This is a genomic window from Janthinobacterium amylolyticum, from assembly GCF_051380655.1.
GTDB lineage: Bacteria > Pseudomonadota > Gammaproteobacteria > Burkholderiales > Burkholderiaceae_D > Janthinobacterium.
In genome coordinates this window covers 42,133-61,720 of sequence record NZ_JBNYXL010000005.1, presented here as the reverse complement: position 1 = coordinate 61,720, position 19,588 = coordinate 42,133, and the positions used below count along the sequence as shown (strand labels likewise).

Here is a 19,588-nt window from a genome sequence, read left to right as displayed (position 1 = left end):
AAGCGAGTCACTTTGACAACTTTGTATATCCGCCATCCGGCCAAGGCGTCCACCGACAGCGCACCTGCCTGCTCCTTCGTGCTGGCCGGCGACGGCGGCGCCTTGCTGCAGCAGGGCAGTGCGGCACTGGGCAGCCTGGGCCAGCTGATCGCCGGCGCGAAGCAGGTGGTCTTGCTGCTGGCGGCGGCCGACGTGACCCTGCTGCGCCTGAAAACCCCGCCGCTGGCTGGCGCCCGTTTGCGCGCGGCCCTGCCAGGACTGGTGGAAGAACACATTCTGGGCGAGGCGCAGGATTGCCTGCTGGCCGCCGGCGCGCCCGATGCCAGCGGCATGCGCACGGTGGCCGTGGCGCAGCGCGCCTGGGCCGAGGTACTGGTCAAAGCCTTGCTGGCGCAGGGCGCACGCAAGGTGGCGCTGCTGCCGTCGCAGCTGTGCCTGCCCTTGCAGCCGGGCAGCGTGACGGCTTCCCTGCACGCCGTCGGCGATGGCCTGGAACTGGCCTTGCGCCAGGCGCCGCAAGAGGGTCTGGGCCTGGTCTTGCCGGCGCAGCCGCAGCAGGCGCTGCTGACGACGCGCGCGTTTGCCGGCGACGTGCCCCTGACGGTGTATGTGGCGCAGGCCGAGCTGGCGCAGTACCAGCAGCTGGCCGCCGGCATGGATGGCGTGACGGTGGAACCCGATCATTGGGCGCACTGGATCGCCGGGGCGAAAAATGCGGGACTGGACCTGGCCGGCGCGCTGGGCACGGCGACGGGGGCGGCGGCCGACTGGCGTCGCTGGCGCTGGCCCATCCGCCTGGCGCTGCTGACGGTGGTGGTCAACCTGGCGGGCATGAATATCGAATGGATGCGTTTGAAGCGCGAGGTGGCCACCGTGCGCACCTCGATGCAGCAAACCTTCAAGGCGGCCTATCCGAACGAGACGCCCGTGTATGGGCTGGAGGCGGAACAGATGCGGCGCAATATCGCTGCCGCCAAGCTGCAAAGCGGCCAGGCCAGCATGGATGACTTTACCAGCATGAGCGCCGCCCTGGGCGAGGCGCTGGGCGGCCTGGCCGGGCGCGGCGTGGTGGCCTCGCTGGAATACCGCGAGCGCAGCCTGATCGTCAGGCTGAAGCCGGACATGGTCGACGCCAGCGCCCAGGCGCAGGTGCGCGAAGGATTGGCCGCGCGCAAGCTGGCCTTGAATGAAACGGAGCCGGGCGTGTGGAAGATCACGCCAGCCACGGGAGCAAAAGCATGAGTGCAGCAGTGAACCGGGGGCGCGCCGTGCTGGCCGCCCGCCAGCAGGCCGTGCAAACGTTCTGGAGCGAGCGCACGCCGCAGGAGCGCAAGCTGCTGTCGATTGGCGCCGTGGTGGCGGGGCTGGCCCTCGTCTATGCGGTGTTTTTTGAGCCGGCCTGGACGGGCCGCAGCGAATTGCAAAAGAGCTTGCCCGAGCTGCGCCAGAATGCGGCCCAGCTGCAGGCGCTGGCGCGTGAAGCCGGCGACTTGTCGCGCCAGGCGCCGGTGCAAGTGGCGCCGATGACGCGCGCCAGCCTGGAAGCGTCGCTGAAGGCGCGCGGCCTGGCGCCGCAATCGCTGTCGATGACGGGCGAATATGCGCGCGTGCAGCTGACGGGCGTGCCGTTTGCCAGCGTCATGCTGTGGCTCGACGGCTTGCGCCGCGAAGGCCGCATCGCCGTGCAGGAAGCGAAAATCACGGCGCAGACCAAGGCCGGGCTGGTCGACGCCAGCCTGAGCCTGCACCAGAGCCCGGGCGCGGTGCGATGATGCGCCTGCTCGGATGGCTGCTGGCCATCGTTGCCAGCGTCTGCATCACCTTGCTGGTATTTTTCCCGGCCGGCTGGGTGGCGGGCATCGTGGAAAAGCAGACGGGCGGACGTTTGACCTTGGGCGACGCGCAAGGTACCCTGTGGCGCGGCTCGGCCTTTATTGGCGGGGCTGCCAGCGCGAATGGCGCCGTGACGCCGCTGCTGCCGGGGCGCTTCAGCTGGCGCATTTCACCCTCGGTGCTGTGGGGCTCGGTGGACGTGGAACTGCAGAACGCGCAGGCGCTGTCGCAGGCCGTGAACTTGCGCGGTTCCTGGTCGCACTGGCAAGTCAGCCCGGCGGCCCTGCTGCTGCCGGCCGATGGCCTGGGCGGCCTGGGCGCGCCCTTGAATACCGTGGCGCCGACGGGCAGCATGCGCCTGTCATGGAGCACCTTGCAGCTGGCACTGGAAAAGCAGCAGTTTTCCGCCGTTGGCCGCACCACCTTGCAGATGACGGACATGGCTTCGCGCCTGTCGTCCTTGCGTCCGCTGGGCAGTTATGAACTCGATTTTGATTGGCAGGGGCAGCAGGCGACGTTGACACTGCGCTCCATCAAGGGACCGCTGCTGCTCGATGGCAGCGGTAGCCTGAATCAGGGCCGCATGCAGTTTTCCGGCCAGGCCCAGGCCGCAGCAGGATATGAAGAGACCTTGGCGAGTTTGTTGAATTTGCTGGGACAGCGCCGTAGCAATAGCGAAAAAAACATCATCGCCTTAGAGTTTAGACAATGAAAAAACCATCCGTGAGCCCAAATACCTCCTCCTTCTCGCTGCGCCGCCTGTCGGCCGCCGCCTTGCTGTGCTGTTCCGTGGCCGGCCTGCCGGCGCCTGTCTGGGCTGCGCCCGGCGATGAAGCGGCGCTCAATTTCGTCGGCGCCGACATCGAATCGGTGATCAAGGCGGTGGGCCACTACACCAACATCAACTTCGTCATCGACCCGCGCGTGAAGGGCACGATCACCCTGGTGTCGGAAAAATCCATCAGCAAGACCCAGGCCTTCGGACTGCTTGCTTCCGCCTTGCGCCTGCAGGGCTATGCGGTGGTCTCCGGCGACGGCTATGCGAAGGTGGTGCCGGAAGCGGACGCCAAGCTGCAGTCCGTGCCGACCCAGGTCGGCAACAGCGGCAGCCAGGTAAAGGGCGACCAGATCGCCACCCAGGTGTTTTACCTGAACTACGAATCGTCGGCCAACCTGCTGGCCGTGCTGCGCCCCCTGATTTCGCCGAATAACACGATCAACGCCAACCCCGGCAACAACTCGCTGGTGATCACCGACTACGCGGATAACCTCAAGCGCCTGGCGAAGATCATCGCCGCGCTTGACGTGCCCGCCTCGACGGACCTGGACGTGATTCCCGTGCGCTATGCGATCGCCTCCGACCTGGCCTCGATGGTAAACAAGCTGATGGAAGGCGGCAGCGCCGGCGCCGGTGCGGCGGCCGACGCGGGCAAGGTGTCCGTGCTGGCCGACCCGCGCACCAATTCGCTGGTGCTGCGCGCGCCATCGGCGGCGCGCGCCAACCTGGCCAAGTCGCTGATCTCGAAGCTGGACCAGCCCACCACGCAGCTGGGCAATGTGCACGTGGTGTACCTGAAAAATGCGGACGCCACCAAGCTGGCGCAGACCCTGCGCTCGGTGGTGACGTCGGACGGCACGGCCGCCTCGGCGCAGCAGGGCGGCACGAACAGCATCAACGCGAACAACCAGAATAGCCAGAGCGGCAACAGCGGCATGAACAGCACTGGCCTGGGCGGCAATACGCAAAATGGCACCACGGGCGGCGCTTCGCTGAGCAACGGACCGCAGCAGCTGTCCTCGGGCGGCGCGGCCGGCTTCATCCAGGCCGATGCTTCCACCAACACCCTGATCTTGACCTGCAACGAAGCCGTCTACCGCAACCTGCGCGCCGTGATCGACCAGCTCGACGTGCGCCGCGCCCAGGTCTACATCGAGGCGCTGATCGTCGAAGTGACGTCGGCCAAGGCCTCCGAATTCGGCGTGCAGTGGCTGGGGCTCTCGGGCGACAGCACCAGCAGCTACCGCGTCGGCGCGCTGCAGTCGTTCGCCTCGGGCACCACCAACAACATCGCCGCCCTCGCCACGGGCGGCGGCAAGGTCTTGCCGACGGGCGGCCTGACCCTGGGCATCTTCAAGCAGATCAATGGCGCGCTGGGCCTGGGCGCGCTGGCGCATGCGCTGGAATCGGACGGCAACGCCAACATCCTGTCGACACCGAACCTGATCACCCTGGACAACGAACTGGCGACCATCAAGGTGGGCCAGAACGTGCCTATCCTGACGGGCCAGTACACCAGCACGGCCGGCACCAACACCAACCCGTTCCAGACCATCGACCGCAAGGAAGTGGGCCTGACCCTGAAGGTGCGCCCGCAGATTTCCGAAGGCGGCACCATCAAGCTGGGCATCTATCACGAGACATCGAGCGTGGACAAATCCACGGCCTCGGCCGTCAGCGGCATCACCATCAACAACCGCGTCATCGAAAACAATGTGCTGGCCGACGATGGCCAGATCATCGTGCTGGGTGGCCTGATCGAGGACAGCACGGGCGACAACGCGGAGAAGGTGCGCGGCCTGGGCGACATTCCCGTGCTGGGCAATCTGTTCAAGTACCAGACGCGCGAGCGCAAGAAAACCAACCTGATGGTGTTCCTGCGCCCCGTCATCGTGCGCAACAAGGAGCAGAGTGGCAGCCTGGCCGCCGACCGCTATGACTACATGCGTTCGGCCGAGACGGCCGCCGTGCCGGCCACGGGCAACCTGATGCTGAAAGACCTGGGCACGCCCGTGCTGCCAGCCTTGCAGGATGGCCAGCCGGTGGGCGGCAATATGGTGACGCGCCCCGTGCCGCCGGCACCGACGCCGCCGCCAGGGGCGCCGGCCAACGCGGCCACGCCGCCGCAGTCGATGCTGCAGCAATATCAGCAGCAACAGCCGCAGCCGCAGAAGTGATCGGGTCGCCATGAGTAATTTGCTACCCTACGCCTACGCGCGCGATTTCGGCCTGCTGGCCCGGCCTGGCGCCGTCGATGGCGCCCCCGTCGAGGTGCTGGTGGCGGCAGCGACGGCACCGGCGGCGATCGCCGAGGTGTCGCGCCGCTTCGGCCAGATCCAGTTGACGGTGCTGCCGCGCGCCGAACTCGATGCGGCCATTGCCGGCGCTTACGCGGGCGGCGGTGGCGACGCTTCGCAGATGGCCGATGAATTCGATGCCGACCTCGATCTGACCAAGCTGCTGCAGGACGTGCCGGCCATCGAGGACTTGCTTGAATCGTCCGACGACGCACCCGTCATCCGCATGATCAACGCCTTGCTCACGCAGGCGCTGCGCGAAGGCGCCTCCGATATCCACATCGAGCCGTTCGAGCAGACTTCCGTCGTGCGCTTCCGCATCGACGGCAGCCTGCGCGACGTCGTGCGTCCGCGCAAGGCCATCCACGGCTCGCTGATCTCGCGCATCAAGATCATGGCGCAGCTCGACATCGCCGAAAAGCGCCTGCCGCAAGACGGCCGCATCACCCTGCGCGTGGGCGGCAAGCCCGTCGACGTGCGCGTCTCGACCTTGCCGACCGGGCATGGCGAACGGGCCGTGCTGCGTTTGCTGGACAAGGAAGCGGGCCGCCTGGACCTGCAGCACCTGGGCATGAGCGCGCCCATGCTGGCGCAGTTCGATGGCCTGATCACGCAGCCGCACGGCATCGTGCTGGTCACGGGGCCGACCGGCTCGGGCAAGACCACCACCCTGTATGCGGCGCTGTCGATGCTCAACGCGACGACGACGAATATCCTGACGGTGGAAGACCCGATCGAGTACGACCTGGCTGGCGTCGGCCAGACGCAGGTCAACCCACGCATCGACATGACGTTTGCCAAGGCCTTGCGGGCGATCCTGCGGCAGGACCCGGACGTGATCATGATTGGCGAGATCCGCGACCTGGAAACGGCGCAGATCGCCGTGCAGGCATCCCTGACGGGCCACCTGGTGCTGGCGACCCTGCACACGAATGACGCCTCGGCGGCCGTGACGCGCCTGCTGGACATGGGCATCGAACCGTTCCTGCTGTCGTCGTCGCTGCTGGGTGTGCTGGCACAGCGCCTGGTGCGAAAATTGTGCGGCTCCTGCAAGACCTTCGATGGCGAATACTGGCAGGCGGTCGGCTGCGAGCATTGCGGCCAGACGGGCTACCAGGGCCGTGTCGGCGTGTACGAGCTGCTGCGCACGACGGAGCAGATCCGCGCGCAGATCCACAACCGCGCCTCCGAAGCGGAAGTGCGCGCGGTGGCCCTGCAGGACGGCATGCTGAGCATGCGCGACGACGGCGAACGCTGGCTGCGCGACGGCACCACCACGCAGGCTGAATTGCTGCGCGTGACCAAAGACTAGGCCCGCCACCATGCCCGCATTCCGTTATGAAGCCGTCGATGCGCAAGGCGCCACCCGCAAGGGCGTGCTCAATGCCGACAGTCCCCGTTCCGCGCGCGCCGAGCTGCGCGTGCAAGGCCTGGTGCCGTTGGCCGTCGAACAGATCGCCGCGCAGGTCGATGCCGCCGGCGTCACCAAACGGCGCGGCTTCGGCGAGCGCCTGTCGAGTACCGAGCTGGCGCTGTTTACGCGCCAGCTGGCCAGTTTGCTGGAAGCGGGCCTGCCGCTGGAGCAGGCCTTTTCCGCGCTGCTGGAACAGGCCGAGCGGCCCTACCTGCGCGACCTGATCGCCTCGATCCGCTCGGAAGTGATCGGCGGCGCCGCGTTTTCCGACGTGCTGGCGCGCCATCCGCGCGACTTCGCGGAAATTTACCGCGCGCTGGTGGCGTCGGGCGAGCAGATCGGCCATCTGTCGCGCGTGCTGTCGCGCCTGGCCGACTACATCGAGCGGCGCAACGCGCTGGTGCAGAAGGTCAAGCTGGCGTTTACCTATCCGGCCATCGTCACGGTGGTGGCGTTTTCCATCGTCATTTTCCTGCTCACCTATGTGGTGCCGCAGATCGTTTCCGTATTCGCCAACACCAAGCAGAAATTGCCCATGCTGACGGTGATCATGCTGGCGCTGTCGGACTTCGTGCGCAACTACGGCCTCATCGTGGCCGTGCTGGTGGCCGGCGCCTGGTTCGCCTGGCGGCGCGCGCTGCAGCAGCCGGCGCTGAAGCGGCGCTGGCATACCTGGCTGCTGACGGCGCCCCTGTACGGCAAGTTCGAGCGCAGCCTGAACACGGCGCGTTTCGCCAGCACCCTGGCCATCACCACGGGTTCCGGCGTGCCGATCCTGCGTGCGCTCGACACCAGCCGCGATACCTTGACCAACGTGGCGATGCAGGAGCTGGTGCAGGAGGCCAGCGGTGCCGTGCGCGAAGGCGTCAGCCTGGCGCGCGCGCTGTCGGCGCAGAAGCATTTTCCGCCCATGCTGATCCACATGATACGCGCCGGTGAAATCACGGGCGAGCTGCCGGCCATGCTGGAACGCGCCGCCAGCGCCCAGGAGCAGGATCTGGAACGCCGCACGCTGACCATCGCCGGCCTGCTGGAGCCGGCCCTGATCCTGGCCATGGGCGTGGTGGTGCTGCTGATCGTGCTGGCCGTGCTGATGCCGATTATCGAAATCAATCAGCTCGTAAGATAAGAACTCAAGGAAGCCATGAAGCGTTTGCCCCAATTCGTAAGTCTGCTCGCCGTCGTGGCGCTGTCCGTGTCGCTGGCCTATTGGGCCATGCAGCTGTTCAAGGCACCGCAACGGCCCATCAATCCGCCCGCCGTGCCGGTGGTGCAGGATGCCAGCGTGGAAGCGGGCGCCTCGCTGTTCGGCGGCCAGGTCAGCGTGGCCACGGCCAGCAACTACCAGCTCAAGGGCGTGGTGGCCGCCAGCAATGGTCGCCGCAGCGTGGCCATCATCTCGACCGATGGCAAGCCGTCGGTGGCTGTGCCTGAGGGTACCGAAGTGGTGCCCGGCGTGACGGTGCAGGAGGTGCATGCGCGCCACGTGCTGCTGCAGGATGGCGGCGTGAGCAAACGCATCGACCTGGTGGCCGACGACAAGGCGCTGGCCCTGCCAGCCATGCTGCCGGGTGCCGCGACCACGCCGGCGCCGGCGCCGGCAACGAACCTGGTGCCGCCGCCGCTGCCGATGGAAACGCAGCCGCGCTCGGGAGCGATGATGCCGGCCGCGCCGCCGGTGACGACCGTCACGCCGCCGCCATCAAATTAAGTGACGTAGCCGTCCCTACGTCGTATCGTGTTTTTGCCGCTGGCGCCATGCCGCCAGCGCTACAGGAGTTTTCATGTTTTCGATCCGTGCCGTCCTGGCAGCAGGCTGCGTGGCGGCGCTATGCGCCTTGCCCCAAGCTGGCGTTGCCGCCGATGTTCCCGCCGCCGCATCCCCCCCTGAAACCGTCCGCGCCGCCAGCGCAGTACCTGCGCCCGTGGCGGCGCGCCCGCGCATCGCCCTGGTGCTGTCGGGCGGCGGCGCGCGCGGCCTCGCGCATATCGGCGTGCTCAAGGTGCTGCAGGAGCTGCATGTGCCGATCGACATGGTGGTCGGCACCAGCATGGGCGGCGTGGTGGGCGGCGCATATGCGGCCGGCGCTTCCGTCGCCGAGCTGGAAAAGATGGCGCGCGAGACCAACTGGGCGCGCGTGGTGGCGGACCGTCCGCCGCGCGACGAACTGGCGTTCCGCCGCCGCGAGGAAGATCTCTTGCTGCCTTCGCGCATCGAGTTTGGCGTCAGCCGCAACGGCATTTCCACGCCGCCCGCGGCCGCCAGCAATGCGGCGCTGGAGATGGCGCTGAACCGGCTGCTGCCGGCCGGCATGCGCGACCGCCCGGCCAGCCAGCTGCCGTTGCCATTCCGCTCGGTGGCCTCGGATCTGGTCAGCGGCGAACTGGTGGAACTGGTCGACACGCCGCTGTTCCTGTCGATGCGCGCCTCGCTGGCCGTGCCGGGCGTGTTTTCGCCCGTGCGCGTGAACAACCGGCTGGTGGTCGACGGGGGGCTGGTGCGCAACCTGCCCGTCGACATGGCGCGCGCCATGGGCGCCGACATCGTCATCGCCGTCAACGTGGGCACGCCGCTGGCGCCGGAAAAAGACCTGGGCAGCGCCATCGGCGTGGCGCAGCAGATGCTGCAGATCCTCACGGAGCAGAACGTGCAGCGCTCACTGAAGGAAATGCGTGCGCAGGACATCCTGGTGGCGCCCGACCTGACGGGCGTGAGTTTCCTCGATTTTGAAAATTATGCGCGCGCCATGCGCGCCGGCGAGCAGGCGGCGCAGGCCCTGGCCGCGCGCCTGGCGCCGCTGGCGCTGCCGCCGGAGCAGTACGCGGCGCGCGAGCAGCTGCGCCTGGCCGCACCGGCCCTGCTGGACGTGGCCTTGCCGCTGACGCGCCTGGCCGTGGAGAGCGAGGGCGAGATCAATCCGCGCATCCTGCAGGCCCAGTCCGGGCTGGTGGAAGGGCAGCTGGTAAGCCAGGAAGAGGTGCTCAAGGCGGCCGCCAAGCTGTATGGCCGCGGCGACGTGGCGCGCGTGGAGACGGAAGTGGTCGACGCGGGCGAGCAGCGCACGGTGAGCATCAAGGCCGTCGAGGCGCCGTGGGCCAGCAACCGCCTGCGCGTGGGCCTGGAACTGGCCAGCGACTTCAGGGACAGCAATAATTTTGCATTGAAGCTGCTGCATGTGCGCTCGAACCTGAACAGCTGGGGCGGCGAGTTGCGCAGCACGGCGCAGATCGGCAATGAGCGCGGCTACGGGGTGCAGTTCTGGCAGCCGCTGGGCGCCGGCAACCCGTGGTATATCGCGCCGCAGCTGCAGTACACCTCGTCGGCGATGGATTTGTTCGACAAGGGCCGGCGCAGCTCCCGCGTGGCCTATAACGGCCAGGCAGCGGCGCTGGTGCTGGGACGCCAGTTCGGTACCTGGGGCGATCTGCAGTTTGGCATCTCGCGCACGGAGGTCAAGGCCAAGCTGGCGATTCCGGCCGACCCCACGCAGCCGGAATCGCGCGCGCTGGGCACCACGCAGTTCGTGCAGTTCCGCGTCGATACACTCGATTCGCCGGGCTTCCCCACGCGCGGCACCTTGCTGGACGCAACCTGGACGCGGGCCCTGACCACGGGAACGGACGATGCGGCCCTGGGCCGCTCGTCCATCACGGCGCTGAAGGCGTTCAGCAGCGGCAACTGGGCCGGCCATGTGTACGGCGAATGGGCGCGTGCGCAGCGGGGCGAGGCGCCGCTCAACCTGGGCGGCTTCCTGCGCCTGTCCGGCACGGAATTTGAATCGGTGAGCGGGCGCAGTATCGCCCTGGCGCGCCTGGTGATGGCACGCCGCATCGGCTCCCTGCCCAGCACTCTGGGCGGCGTGGTGCGGGCCGGCTTTTCGCTGGAAATGGGCGGCGGCTTCGACCAGAGCGACCGCTGGAAAGCCAGCAAGTTCACGCAGGCGGGCAGCGCCTTCATCTCCGTCGATACGCGCTTCGGCCCCGTCTACATGGCGTCGGGCGCCACCAAGGGCGGCGAGAGCACCTTCTATCTGTTCCTGGGGCCTGTCTGGTAGGGCGCCGCGGGGGCGGCCGTGCTGCGGCGCAGGGCCGTGAAGGCGGCAAACTCCCATGAACGGAAACCCAGCAGCAGGGTAAAGCCGTCGCGCTCCTGCGGCGCCAGGCGGCGGTCGCCCTGGTGCAGGCGCGCCAGCTCCTCGGCCAGCTGGCGGATCTTTTGCACCAGTTCCTGCGCGCTCGACAGCGACAGCCGCGCCGGGATGCACATCAGGGTTTCGCCGGCGCCGTCAAAATGCCCGCTGAAATAGTCGGCCACCACATGTTCGCGGAAATACTGCTGCACCGGGCCGTCGGCCAGCCAGTGAAAGGCGTTCGAGACGCGCAGGCTGTAGCGGTTCAGCGGCTTGAGTTCGATCAAGCCCAGCCGGTCCAGTTCGGCCAGGTAGCCGATGCATTCGGCCTGCGTCAGCGCATACGTTTCCACCACTTGCTCCATGCTCCAGTGGCCAAGGCAGCAGATCGCCACCAGCAGCAGACGGGGATGGGCGATCAGCGATTTTTCCTGCACCAGCGTCAGCGTGTCGGCATGCGGCGTGATGTCGGCCGCGCCGCGCAGCACGTCTTCCATGGCGATGCCCGAGGCCTTGCAAATCAGGGCCAGGCGCGACAGCGACATGTCGTGCTGCCCGAACATGCGCTTGACGCTCGATTCGCTCATGGCGATGCGTTCGGCCAGTACCTTGTAGGTAATGCCGGCGGCGCGCAATTGCGTGCGCAGCACGCGTAAAACCAATTCGGGCGAGCTCACGATAATTCCCTTCTTGCAAGTTTGGTGGCGGATGACGGTACCGAATGTAGCCCGGAATGGCACTTTGCACAAGCAGATGGTACTTCTCGGCAAAAGCGATGACACTCCTGCAGGTGGCGCCAGAGCGTGGTTCACGCAGCGCGCTACAACCAGGCAATCCATCCACTTGTAGAGGTTATCCATGTCCTTCAAATTTCAATTTCCAGTGGCGCTGCTGGCGCTGGCCGCCATCGCTCCCCTGCATGCCACGGCCGCCGAGCCTGCGCCGGGTCCCTTCTATGCGGGCGCCAGCTATGGCTTTCGCGCCAGCAGCGACCTCGATTGCGTGCCCGCACAAGGCGATTGCGACAAAAGCAGCAAGCGCAACGGCAAGGCATACGTGGGTTACAGTTTCAACGCGCTGCCGTTTCAGGGCGGCGTGGCCCTGCCTTCGGTTGAACTGGTGGGGTACACGGGCGGCGAGGTCAAGTCCGGCTTCGACACGGGCGCCGGCAAGCGCGCTGGCCGCGGCAAATTCACGGGCCTGGGCGTGCAAGGGGTGCTCGGCTACCAGTTCGACGCCTTTACCCTGAGCGGGCGCGTTGGCGCCGCCTACACGCAGGGCAAGGTCGATTATCTGGCTGGCGGTTCGGACAAGAAGAGCAAGATCGGCCTGACCTATGGCATCGGCACGGCGTATGCGCTGAACCAGAACTGGTCGCTGCACCTGGACTGGGACCGCGTGCCGGTCAAGTACAACGGCAGCCAGACGGCCAAGGTCGACATGTTTTCGCTGGGCGCGTCCTACCGTTTTTAAGGGGATGATGCCGCGGCACACAGTGGCCTGATGGCGGACGCCCTTGAACGGGGTGTCCGCGGGCGGCCTGGCATGGATATGTCCGGATCAGTCTTTGACGTCGACCTTCATCAGCAGCTTTGCCAGCAGGCGCTTTTCCTGCTGGCGCTGGCCTGAGACGGTTTTCACGTGCGCCCCGGCGCTGCGCTGCAGGGCGGCAGCGGCGACCGGGTTGCGCGGTTTTTGCGAGGGTTCGACGCGGAACTGCATCTTCTGCCGCGTCGCCAATGCCTTGTTTGCCATCGGTTTCCCCCTTCCTGATTACAGCACGTAGCGCGACAGGTCCTCGTTGACCGACAACGCTTCCAGGCGCTCATTGACGTAAGCCGCATCGATCACCAGCAGGTTTTCCGTGCTGCTGCTGTTTTCGCTGGCCGTGAACGACACTTCTTCCAGCAGCTTCTCCATCACCGTATGCAGGCGGCGCGCGCCGATGTTTTCCGTGCGCTCGTTGACGGCATAGGCGATTTCCGCCAGGCGCGTGATGCCTTCCGGGGCGAAGCGCAATGTCAGGTTTTCCGTCGCCAGCAAGGCTTCGTACTGCATCGTCAGGCAGGCGTCGGTGCTGGTGAGGATGCGCTCGAAGTCCGCGATCGACAGCGATTCGAGTTCCACGCGGATGGGGAAGCGTCCCTGCAGTTCCGGGATCAGGTCCGACGGCTTCGACAGGTGGAAGGCGCCCGAGGCGATGAACAGGATGTGGTCCGTGCGTATCATGCCGTACTTGGTGTTGACGGTGGTGCCTTCGACCAGCGGCAGCAGGTCGCGCTGCACGCCTGCGCGCGAGACGTCGGCGCCGCCCGCTTCCGAACGCGAGGCGATCTTGTCGATTTCATCGAGGAAGACGATGCCGTTCTGCTCCACGTTCTGGATGGCTTTCTGCTTGAGCTCTTCGTCGTTCACCAGCTTGGCCGCTTCTTCCTCGACCAGCAGTTTCAACGCTTCGCGGATCTTGACCTTGCGCGCCTTCTTGCGCTGCGCGCCGACGCCGGAAAACATGGACTTGATCTGCTCCGTCATTTCTTCCATGCCCGGCGGCGCCATGATTTCCATCTGCGCGCCCGCGTCGGCCAGCTCGATCTCGATTTCCTTGTCATCGAGTTCGCCCTGGCGCAAGCGCTTGCGGAAAGTCTGGCGCGTGCTGTCGCCACTGCCGCTGTCCACGGCCGCCGCCGTATTCGCGGTGAAACCGAAATCGCGCGCCGGCGGCACGAGAATGTCGATGATGCGGTCTTCGGCCGCGTCTTCGGCGCGGGCGCGCACTTTTTTCATTTCCAGCGCGCGCGTCTGCTTGATGCCGATGTCGATCAGGTCGCGGATGATGGTGTCGACGTCGCGTCCCACATAGCCCACTTCCGTGAACTTGGTCGCTTCGATCTTGATGAACGGCGCTTCGGCCAGCTTGGCCAGGCGGCGCGCGATTTCCGTCTTGCCGACGCCCGTGGGGCCGATCATCAGGATATTCTTGGGCGTGATTTCATGGCGCAGGGGCTCGGCCACCTGCTGGCGGCGCCAGCGGTTGCGCAGGGCGATGGCGACGGCGCGCTTGGCCTTGGCCTGGCCCACCACGTGCTTGTCGAGTTCAGTGACGATTTCCGACGGGGTCATGTTCATGATCATAATGGCTTTCTATTCTTTGCTCAGGCGTGCCTGGACTCAGTCCAAGGTCTCGATGATGTGGGACATATTCGTGTAAATGCACAGTTCGGCGGCGATGGTCAGCGATTTCTTGACCACTTCAGCCGGCGACAGTTCCGTGTTTTCCTGCAGCGCCTTGGCGGCGGACTGGGCGTAGGTGCCGCCCGAGCCGATGGCGCCAATGCCGTCTTCCGGTTCCAGCACGTCGCCATTGCCGGTGATGACCAGGGTCGACTCGCTGTCGGCCACCAGCAGCATCGCTTCCAGGCGGCGCAGCACGCGGTCGGTGCGCCAGTCCTTGGCCAGTTCGACGGAGGCGCGCAGCAGGTTGCCCTGGTGTTTTTCCAGCTTGCCTTCAAAGCGGTCGAGCAGGGTGAAGGCATCGGCGGTGCCGCCGGCAAAGCCGACCAGGACTTTGCCCTGGTACAGCTTGCGCACTTTGCGGGCCGTGCCCTTCATGACGATGTTGCCGAGCGTTACCTGGCCGTCGCCGCCCAAGGCGACTTGCTTGCCGCGCCGGACGCAGAGGATGGTGGTGCCGTGAAATTGTTCCATAGTGACCTCAAAAGATTCGTGCCGATGCGTGCAAAGCCATGCGCTTGCGCGCCCATGTCTCAAAAGTGGGGATGGAAAAGGCAATTGCAAGCGCCACTTGCCGCCGCCGGGCCCGCTTTCAGTGTAGTCGGCGCGGGACGAAAAAAAAGCACGCAACCGAAGGATGCATGCTTTTTTTGTCACGCGCGCGGCCGCCGGGGCGGCTGCGCGCGGGCACGGCGATCAGTCGCCGTAGAGTTTTTGCTTCAGTTCGCGGCGTTGCTGGGCTTCCAGCGACAGGGTGGCGGTAGGACGGGCGATCAGGCGGGGGATGCCGATCGGCTCGCCCGTTTCTTCGCACCAGCCATAGTCGCCGGCGTCGATGCTGGCGATCGATTGCTGGACTTTTTTCAGCAATTTACGTTCGCGGTCGCGCGTGCGCAATTCCAGCGCATGCTCTTCCTCGATGGTGGCGCGGTCGGCCGGGTCCGGTACCAGCACGGTTTCGCGCAGGTGTTCCGTGGTTTCGCCGGCGTTTTTCAACAGATCTTTTTCAAGCTGTTGCAAACGTGCCTTGAAGAATGCCAGTTGTGCCGGATTCATGTAGTCATCGTCGCTCATGGCGCGAATTTGTTCTTCGCTGATGAGAGGGATGTCTTGGTTGGTGGCCGGGGTCGATTTATTAGTTTTGGTCATAACTTCGCTTACCTTCGATACGACAGAGTTTTCAAATTGATCAGTTGCTGCGGCGACGCCGAGCAACTGTACAGGTTCCGCTAGGCATTGCTGTCCCGCTGTACTGCGTGCGACCTTGGCTTGCCGGCGGCGGCCAGGACTACCGGCCGGCTACATTTGCCATGTTGATAACTTTTTACCGCTATATGCCAGCCGCGCTATGACCGCGTCGACCTGCGTGTTGGGTGGATCGGTTGCATGCCTGGCATGCGGCCAGCGGCAGTTTGCCAGCATTTCATGACAGGCGAACGACATGGGCCGTTTTCGTCGCTGATTTTGGCACGCTTTGCCTTATATTGCCATCCCGATTTGTTGACGAGCCGATCAGAGACGGCCACTTGTTGGTTTATGCCAGCAAGATGTGTGTCAGACAGCGGGAAAGCGTGCTTAACTTTCCCTTTTGTTTCTGCTTTGCAACGGGTACTTCGCAAAACCCGGCTAGTTTATACCAAACATTGTTCGAGTCCGCGAATAAAAATGTCTTTTGGTAGATTCTTGCCAATAAATACCATTTTGCTGCCACGCACCTCGTTCTCGCCCCATTTGGCGCCCAGGTCGCTGCCCATCAGCTGGTGCACGCCCTGGAACACCACCTTGCGCTCGGCGCCCTGCATCAGCAGCACGCCCTTGTAGCGCAGCATGCGCGGGCCATACACTTGCACCAGGCCGCCCAGGAACTCGTCGAGCTTGGCGCTGTCGAATGGTTGCGTGCTCTTGAAAACAAAGGCGGCGATGTCGTCGCTATGCTGCGCATGGTGGTGGTTGGCATGGCCGCAATCGGTGGCGCAGGCGTCGGTGTGCTCATGCTCATGCTCATGCTCATGCGCGTGGCCGTGCTCATGGCCGTGCTCGTGCGCATGGTCGTGATCGTGCACATGCGCCGTTTCGGTGGCGAGGAAATCCGGGTCCAGTTCCAGCTTTTCGTTCAAATTAAAACCGCGGATGTCGAGCACCTCGGCCAGCGGCGCGCGGCCGAAATCGACCTTGCCGATGGGCGCACGCGGGTTGATGCGTTTCAGGCGGCGCGTCAGGGCGGCCACCTCGTCTTCACTGACCAGATCGGTTTTCGACAGCAGCAGCTTGTCGGCAAAGCCCACCTGCCGCTGGGCTTCCTCGTATTCGTCCAGTTGCTTCATGGCATGGCGGGCATCGACCACCGTCAGGATAGCGTCGAGCATGTAATGGCTGCCTACTTCCTCGTCGACAAAGAAAGTTTGCGCCACGGGGCCGGGATTGGCAAGGCCCGTCGTTTCGATGACGACGCGGTCGAACGCCAGCAAGCCGGCGTCGCGCTTGCGCGCCAGTTCCGTCAAGCCCACGATCAGGTCGCCGCGCACGGTGCAGCAGATGCAGCCGTTGTTCATCTCGATGATGTGCTCGTTGCTGTCCTGCACCAGGATCTCGTTGTCGATGTTTTCCTGGCCAAACTCATTTTCAATCACGGCGATGCGCATGCCATGCTCTTCCTGCAGTATGCGGTTGAGCAAGGTGGTTTTGCCGGCGCCGAGGAAACCGGTGAGGATGGTGGTGGGGATCAGTGCCATGGGAATGCCTATGCTGTAGTCGGTGGTGCTGCCGCGCTAGCGGGCGAATGCGGACGATTATGCCGGAATTTTGCAAAAGCTTGCAAATGGGCGCCGAAGCGCTTGATTTGGATCAGGCCGGCAAACGGGGATGCCCGGGCCGGCTGGTGATTACTTGGCCTTGGCGCGCGGATGTGCCTGGTCATACACGTGCGCCAGGTGCTGAAAATCGAGGGCCGTGTAGACCTGGGTCGAGGTGATGCTGGAGTGACCCAGCATTTCCTGCACGGCGCGCAGGTCGCCTGACGATTGCAGCACATGCGAGGCAAACGAGTGGCGCAGCACGTGCGGGTGCACGTTGGCGGGAATCTCCGTGGCCAGCGCGTGCGCCTTCAGGCGCAGCTGCAGCACGCGCGGCGAGATGCGCGTGCCGCGCGTGCTGAGGAACAGGGCGGCGCTGCCATCGGCGGCCGGCGGACGCACGGCCAGCCAGGTACTCAGGGCCACGAGCGCGGCCTTGCCGACCGGCACCTTGCGCATCTTGCTGCCCTTGCCCGTGACGACGACTTCGAAGCTGGCCATATCGAGCCAGCCCAGCGAGGCGTCTTGGCCGTTTTCCGCCTTGCAGTAATGGGTATCGAGGCTGGTCAGTTCGGAAACGCGCAAGCCGCTCGAGTACAGCAGTTCGAACATGGCGCGGTTGCACAGCTGTTCCGGTTCGGCGCCGCCCTGCTGGTGTTGCGCCGGCGCCACGAGGCGCACGGCATCGTCTACCGACAGGGCTTTCGGCAAGGTCTTGGCCCGCTTGGGCGCGCGGATGCCGTCGACGGGATTGGCGTCGAGCGGCGTTTCACCGCTGAGCCAATTGAAGAAACCGCGCCACGACGACAGCTTGCGGGCGATCGAGCGCGGGTTCAGGCCGCCGCCGTGCAGCTTGGCCGTGTAGCGCCGCACTTCATTGTGCGCCAGCGTTGTCCAGGGCGTAGTGCCGCTGAGTGCCAGCAATTCGCGCAGGTCGCGGCCATAGGCATCGATGGTGTGCGGCGACAGCTTGCGCTGCGTGGCCAGCTGCGCCAGGTAGGCGTCCAGCCAGTCAGCCTTGCCGCGTGCGTCGCTCATGGCGTTTTCAGGCAGGCGAGCCGGCGCGCAGGGCGGCCAGCGCGGCGCTGGCCGTGGCGCCGATATGCACGAGGAAGTCGGTGCCCATGCTGGCGGTAAAACGTTCGCTGTCGGGCGAGCCCAGCACCAGCAGGCCGAAGGTGCCGGTGGTGTTCGGCGCGCGCAGGGCGATCATGACGGTCGATTCGATCTTGTCCGCCTGCAACCAGTGCACGGCTTCGAAATCGCGGTTGCTGCCGCAATACGGCGCTTGCAGGCTGTTGGCGAACATGCGCACATCGGCCGTGACATCTTCCGTGAACCAGCCGTTGGCATGTTCCGGCAGCACTTGCCACAGGCGCAGGCTGACGCAGGGCACGTCGAAATTGCTTTGCAGGGCATCGACCAGCACGCGCGGCATGTCGGCATCGTTGCGCACTTGCAGCATGGCCTGGTTCCAGCCGTGGAACTTGCTGGCGATGTCGCCATTTTCCTCGGCCAGGCGGCTCAGCTTGGACATGCGCAGTTCCAGCGCCTTGTACTTGTCGCGCATCACTTCCATCTGCCGCTCCTGCAGCGAGATGGTGCGTCCCGTCAGCGGGCTGCTCAGCTTGACCTCGCCGAGCAGCGTGGTGTGCTCCGCAAAGAAATTCGGATGCTCGCTCAGATACTGGGCGACGGTGCTGGAATCGAGTGTGGCGGTCATTGATGGCTTCTGAAGGTAAAAGATGAACGCTTAATTCTAACCGAGAGTGCCGCGCCATAGGCGCAAAGGGCGCGTTGCCCGTGCATTTTCCGCGCGCCCATGAAAAAAGCGGCATGGTTGCCCATGCCGCCTGTTCTTCCCTGGTCAGCCTGCCCCCGTGATGGGGACAGGCGCGGCCATTAGAAGTTGTGGTGTACGCCCAGACCGATGTAGGTCTTCGACACAGCGTCCTTGCGGTTCGAGATGTCCGCGTACAGGTAGGTGCGCTTCGACAGGTTGTAGTCGTAGCCCAGCGATGCCTGCTTGGTCTTGGTCACGCCGTCCGGCGTTTTCTGACCGTAGCCAGCGCGAACCTTGCCTGGGCCGACGTCGTAGTTGGCGCCGATCAGCCATGCCTTGGTGTCGGTATTGACCAGCTTGAAGTTGCTGTCATCCTGATGCTGGTACGAGGCCATCAGTTTCAGTTCCGTGATCGGATTGAACGATGCCGCAACCGACCACAGCTTGGCTTCCAGGGCATTGCGCTCGTAGGCGGCCATGGCGGCGAATTGCGTGTTGGTGTAGGTGGCCGAAACCGAATATGGATTCGAGTCCGGTGTGGCATTGGCCGGGACGGCGCGGTTGCCTGCCGTGGCTGCGACGGCGGCGTTGCCATTGGCTTCCTTGGCGGCGACGGTGGCATTGATCTGGAAGCCGCTGAACACTGGCGAGTTGTAGAACACGGCGTTCGAGAAGCGGTTACGCGAGTTGCCTGGCGCGCTCAGCGGGTCGCTGCTGTAGGCAGCCACGGTCAGATCGGTCTGGAAGCCGGCCGGCGTTGGCATGCCCGACCATGGTTCGAAGCCGGTGCTCGATTCCTGGAAGGCGGTCAGGCCACGGCCCAGGCGCACGGTACCGAAGTCGCCTTGCAGGCCGACGCGGCTTTGGCCCTGGAACAGCGGACGGGCATTGCTTTCCAGCGTGCCGGTATCGGATTCATAGCGGATTTCCAGTTGGAAGATGGCTTTCAGGCCATTGCCCAGATCTTCCGTACCCTTGAAGCCCAGTTTGTTGTTGTCGCGCTTGGTGACCTTGGTGGTTTCACCAGTCGTCTTGCCCAGGCCAGCATCAATCGTGCCGTAGATTTGAACGGATGACTGCGCTTGTGCGGTTGCGGCGAAGGCGCCGAAGAGAGCGAGGGCAACGAGTGATTTTTTCATGTCTTATTCCCTATTAAAAGTGAGTTCCGTCCGAGATCCGAGCAGATTGAAAGGCGCCAGATACCGCGTTTCGATGAATGAACCTTAATTCCTCGGCGTGCCGGGCGTGTGGGATTGGTCAAATATGCGTGAAAAGATTGGTGGAAAGCGTGATAAATCCATGGCCCTGTTGTATTTTCGTAACGCGCGAT

General features: G+C 64.9%; 18 protein-coding genes. 9 read left to right on the top strand and 9 right to left on the bottom strand.

The annotated features are described in order from the left end of the window. The first annotated feature begins 12 nt into the window (after positions 1–12). From gspL to ACQ4WR_RS11675, 8 genes are all read left to right on the top strand, one after another. Entirely contained in the window at positions 13–1,242 is a 1,230-nt protein-coding gene (gene gspL / locus ACQ4WR_RS11710; protein ID WP_436487390.1) for a type II secretion system protein GspL, read from the top strand. Further along, a complete protein-coding gene (locus ACQ4WR_RS11705) occupies positions 1,239–1,772 on the top strand; it encodes a type II secretion system protein M (protein WP_436487388.1) in 534 nt (177 codons plus the stop codon). Before gspL ends, ACQ4WR_RS11705 begins: the two co-directional genes overlap by 4 nt. Then, positions 1,769–2,545 carry a type II secretion system protein N gene (locus ACQ4WR_RS11700; protein WP_102297255.1) on the top strand — a complete coding sequence of 259 codons (777 nt, stop codon included), beginning with the start codon at positions 1,769–1,771 and terminating at the stop codon, positions 2,543–2,545. Before ACQ4WR_RS11705 ends, ACQ4WR_RS11700 begins: the two co-directional genes overlap by 4 nt. Continuing rightward, a complete protein-coding gene (gene gspD, locus ACQ4WR_RS11695) occupies positions 2,542–4,788 on the top strand; it encodes a type II secretion system secretin GspD (protein ID WP_436487386.1) in 2,247 nt (748 codons plus the stop codon). The genes ACQ4WR_RS11700 and gspD overlap by 4 nt, the downstream gene beginning before the upstream one ends. A 10-nt stretch (positions 4,789–4,798) precedes the next feature. Further along, the gene (gene gspE / locus ACQ4WR_RS11690) at positions 4,799–6,220 is read left to right on the top strand and encodes a type II secretion system ATPase GspE (protein ID WP_436487385.1); all 1,422 of its coding nucleotides are present in this window, start codon (positions 4,799–4,801) and stop codon (positions 6,218–6,220) included. A 10-nt stretch (positions 6,221–6,230) separates the two neighbouring features. Beyond that, positions 6,231–7,451: a type II secretion system inner membrane protein GspF gene (gene gspF / locus ACQ4WR_RS11685; RefSeq protein ID WP_436487383.1), complete on the top strand. Its 1,221-nt coding sequence runs from the start codon at positions 6,231–6,233 to the stop codon at positions 7,449–7,451. A 15-nt stretch (positions 7,452–7,466) separates the two neighbouring features. Further along, positions 7,467–8,033 carry a type II secretion system protein N gene (locus tag ACQ4WR_RS11680; protein WP_436487382.1) on the top strand — a complete coding sequence of 189 codons (567 nt, stop codon included), beginning with the start codon at positions 7,467–7,469 and terminating at the stop codon, positions 8,031–8,033. Between the two features lie 73 nt (positions 8,034–8,106). Next, entirely contained in the window at positions 8,107–10,377 is a 2,271-nt protein-coding gene (locus ACQ4WR_RS11675; RefSeq protein WP_436487381.1) for a patatin-like phospholipase family protein, read from the top strand. On the opposite strand, the gene ACQ4WR_RS11670 is transcribed toward ACQ4WR_RS11675, so the two are convergent. Further along, positions 10,350–11,129, bottom strand: coding sequence for a helix-turn-helix domain-containing protein (locus ACQ4WR_RS11670; protein WP_436487379.1), 780 nt, complete (start codon positions 11,127–11,129; stop codon positions 10,350–10,352). The genes ACQ4WR_RS11675 and ACQ4WR_RS11670 overlap by 28 nt on opposite strands. Before the next feature lie 181 nt (positions 11,130–11,310). Here ACQ4WR_RS11670 and ACQ4WR_RS11665 point away from each other — a divergent pair, with 181 nt between their 5' ends. Then, entirely contained in the window at positions 11,311–11,925 is a 615-nt protein-coding gene (locus tag ACQ4WR_RS11665; protein WP_436487377.1) for an outer membrane protein, read from the top strand. A gap of 87 nt (positions 11,926–12,012) precedes the next feature. On the opposite strand, the gene ACQ4WR_RS11660 is transcribed toward ACQ4WR_RS11665, so the two are convergent. From ACQ4WR_RS11660 to ACQ4WR_RS11625, 8 genes are all read right to left on the bottom strand, one after another. Next, positions 12,013–12,207 carry a hypothetical protein gene (locus ACQ4WR_RS11660; RefSeq protein ID WP_102296413.1) on the bottom strand — a complete coding sequence of 65 codons (195 nt, stop codon included), beginning with the start codon at positions 12,205–12,207 and terminating at the stop codon, positions 12,013–12,015. 18 nt (positions 12,208–12,225) lie between these two features. Then, complete coding sequence (gene hslU / locus ACQ4WR_RS11655) at positions 12,226–13,578, bottom strand: ATP-dependent protease ATPase subunit HslU (RefSeq protein ID WP_102296417.1); 1,353 nt, start codon at positions 13,576–13,578, stop codon at positions 12,226–12,228. A gap of 42 nt (positions 13,579–13,620) precedes the next feature. Beyond that, positions 13,621–14,157, bottom strand: a complete 537-nt coding sequence (gene hslV / locus ACQ4WR_RS11650) for an ATP-dependent protease subunit HslV (protein WP_099665794.1) — start codon at positions 14,155–14,157, stop codon at positions 13,621–13,623. A 222-nt stretch (positions 14,158–14,379) separates the two neighbouring features. Next, positions 14,380–14,832, bottom strand: coding sequence for an RNA polymerase-binding protein DksA (dksA, locus tag ACQ4WR_RS11645; protein ID WP_102296410.1), 453 nt, complete (start codon positions 14,830–14,832; stop codon positions 14,380–14,382). Positions 14,833–15,314: 482 nt separating this feature from the next. Then, positions 15,315–16,415 (bottom strand): CobW family GTP-binding protein, encoded by a 1,101-nt coding sequence (locus tag ACQ4WR_RS11640; RefSeq protein ID WP_436487375.1) that lies wholly within the window; start codon positions 16,413–16,415, stop codon positions 15,315–15,317. A gap of 150 nt (positions 16,416–16,565) precedes the next feature. Continuing rightward, complete coding sequence (locus ACQ4WR_RS11635) at positions 16,566–17,513, bottom strand: tyrosine recombinase XerC (RefSeq protein ID WP_436487373.1); 948 nt, start codon at positions 17,511–17,513, stop codon at positions 16,566–16,568. 7 nt (positions 17,514–17,520) lie between these two features. Continuing rightward, entirely contained in the window at positions 17,521–18,198 is a 678-nt protein-coding gene (locus ACQ4WR_RS11630; protein WP_436487372.1) for a DUF484 family protein, read from the bottom strand. Between the two features lie 179 nt (positions 18,199–18,377). Next, complete coding sequence (locus tag ACQ4WR_RS11625; RefSeq protein ID WP_102296403.1) at positions 18,378–19,397, bottom strand: porin; 1,020 nt, start codon at positions 19,395–19,397, stop codon at positions 18,378–18,380. Positions 19,398–19,588 lie beyond the last annotated feature (191 nt).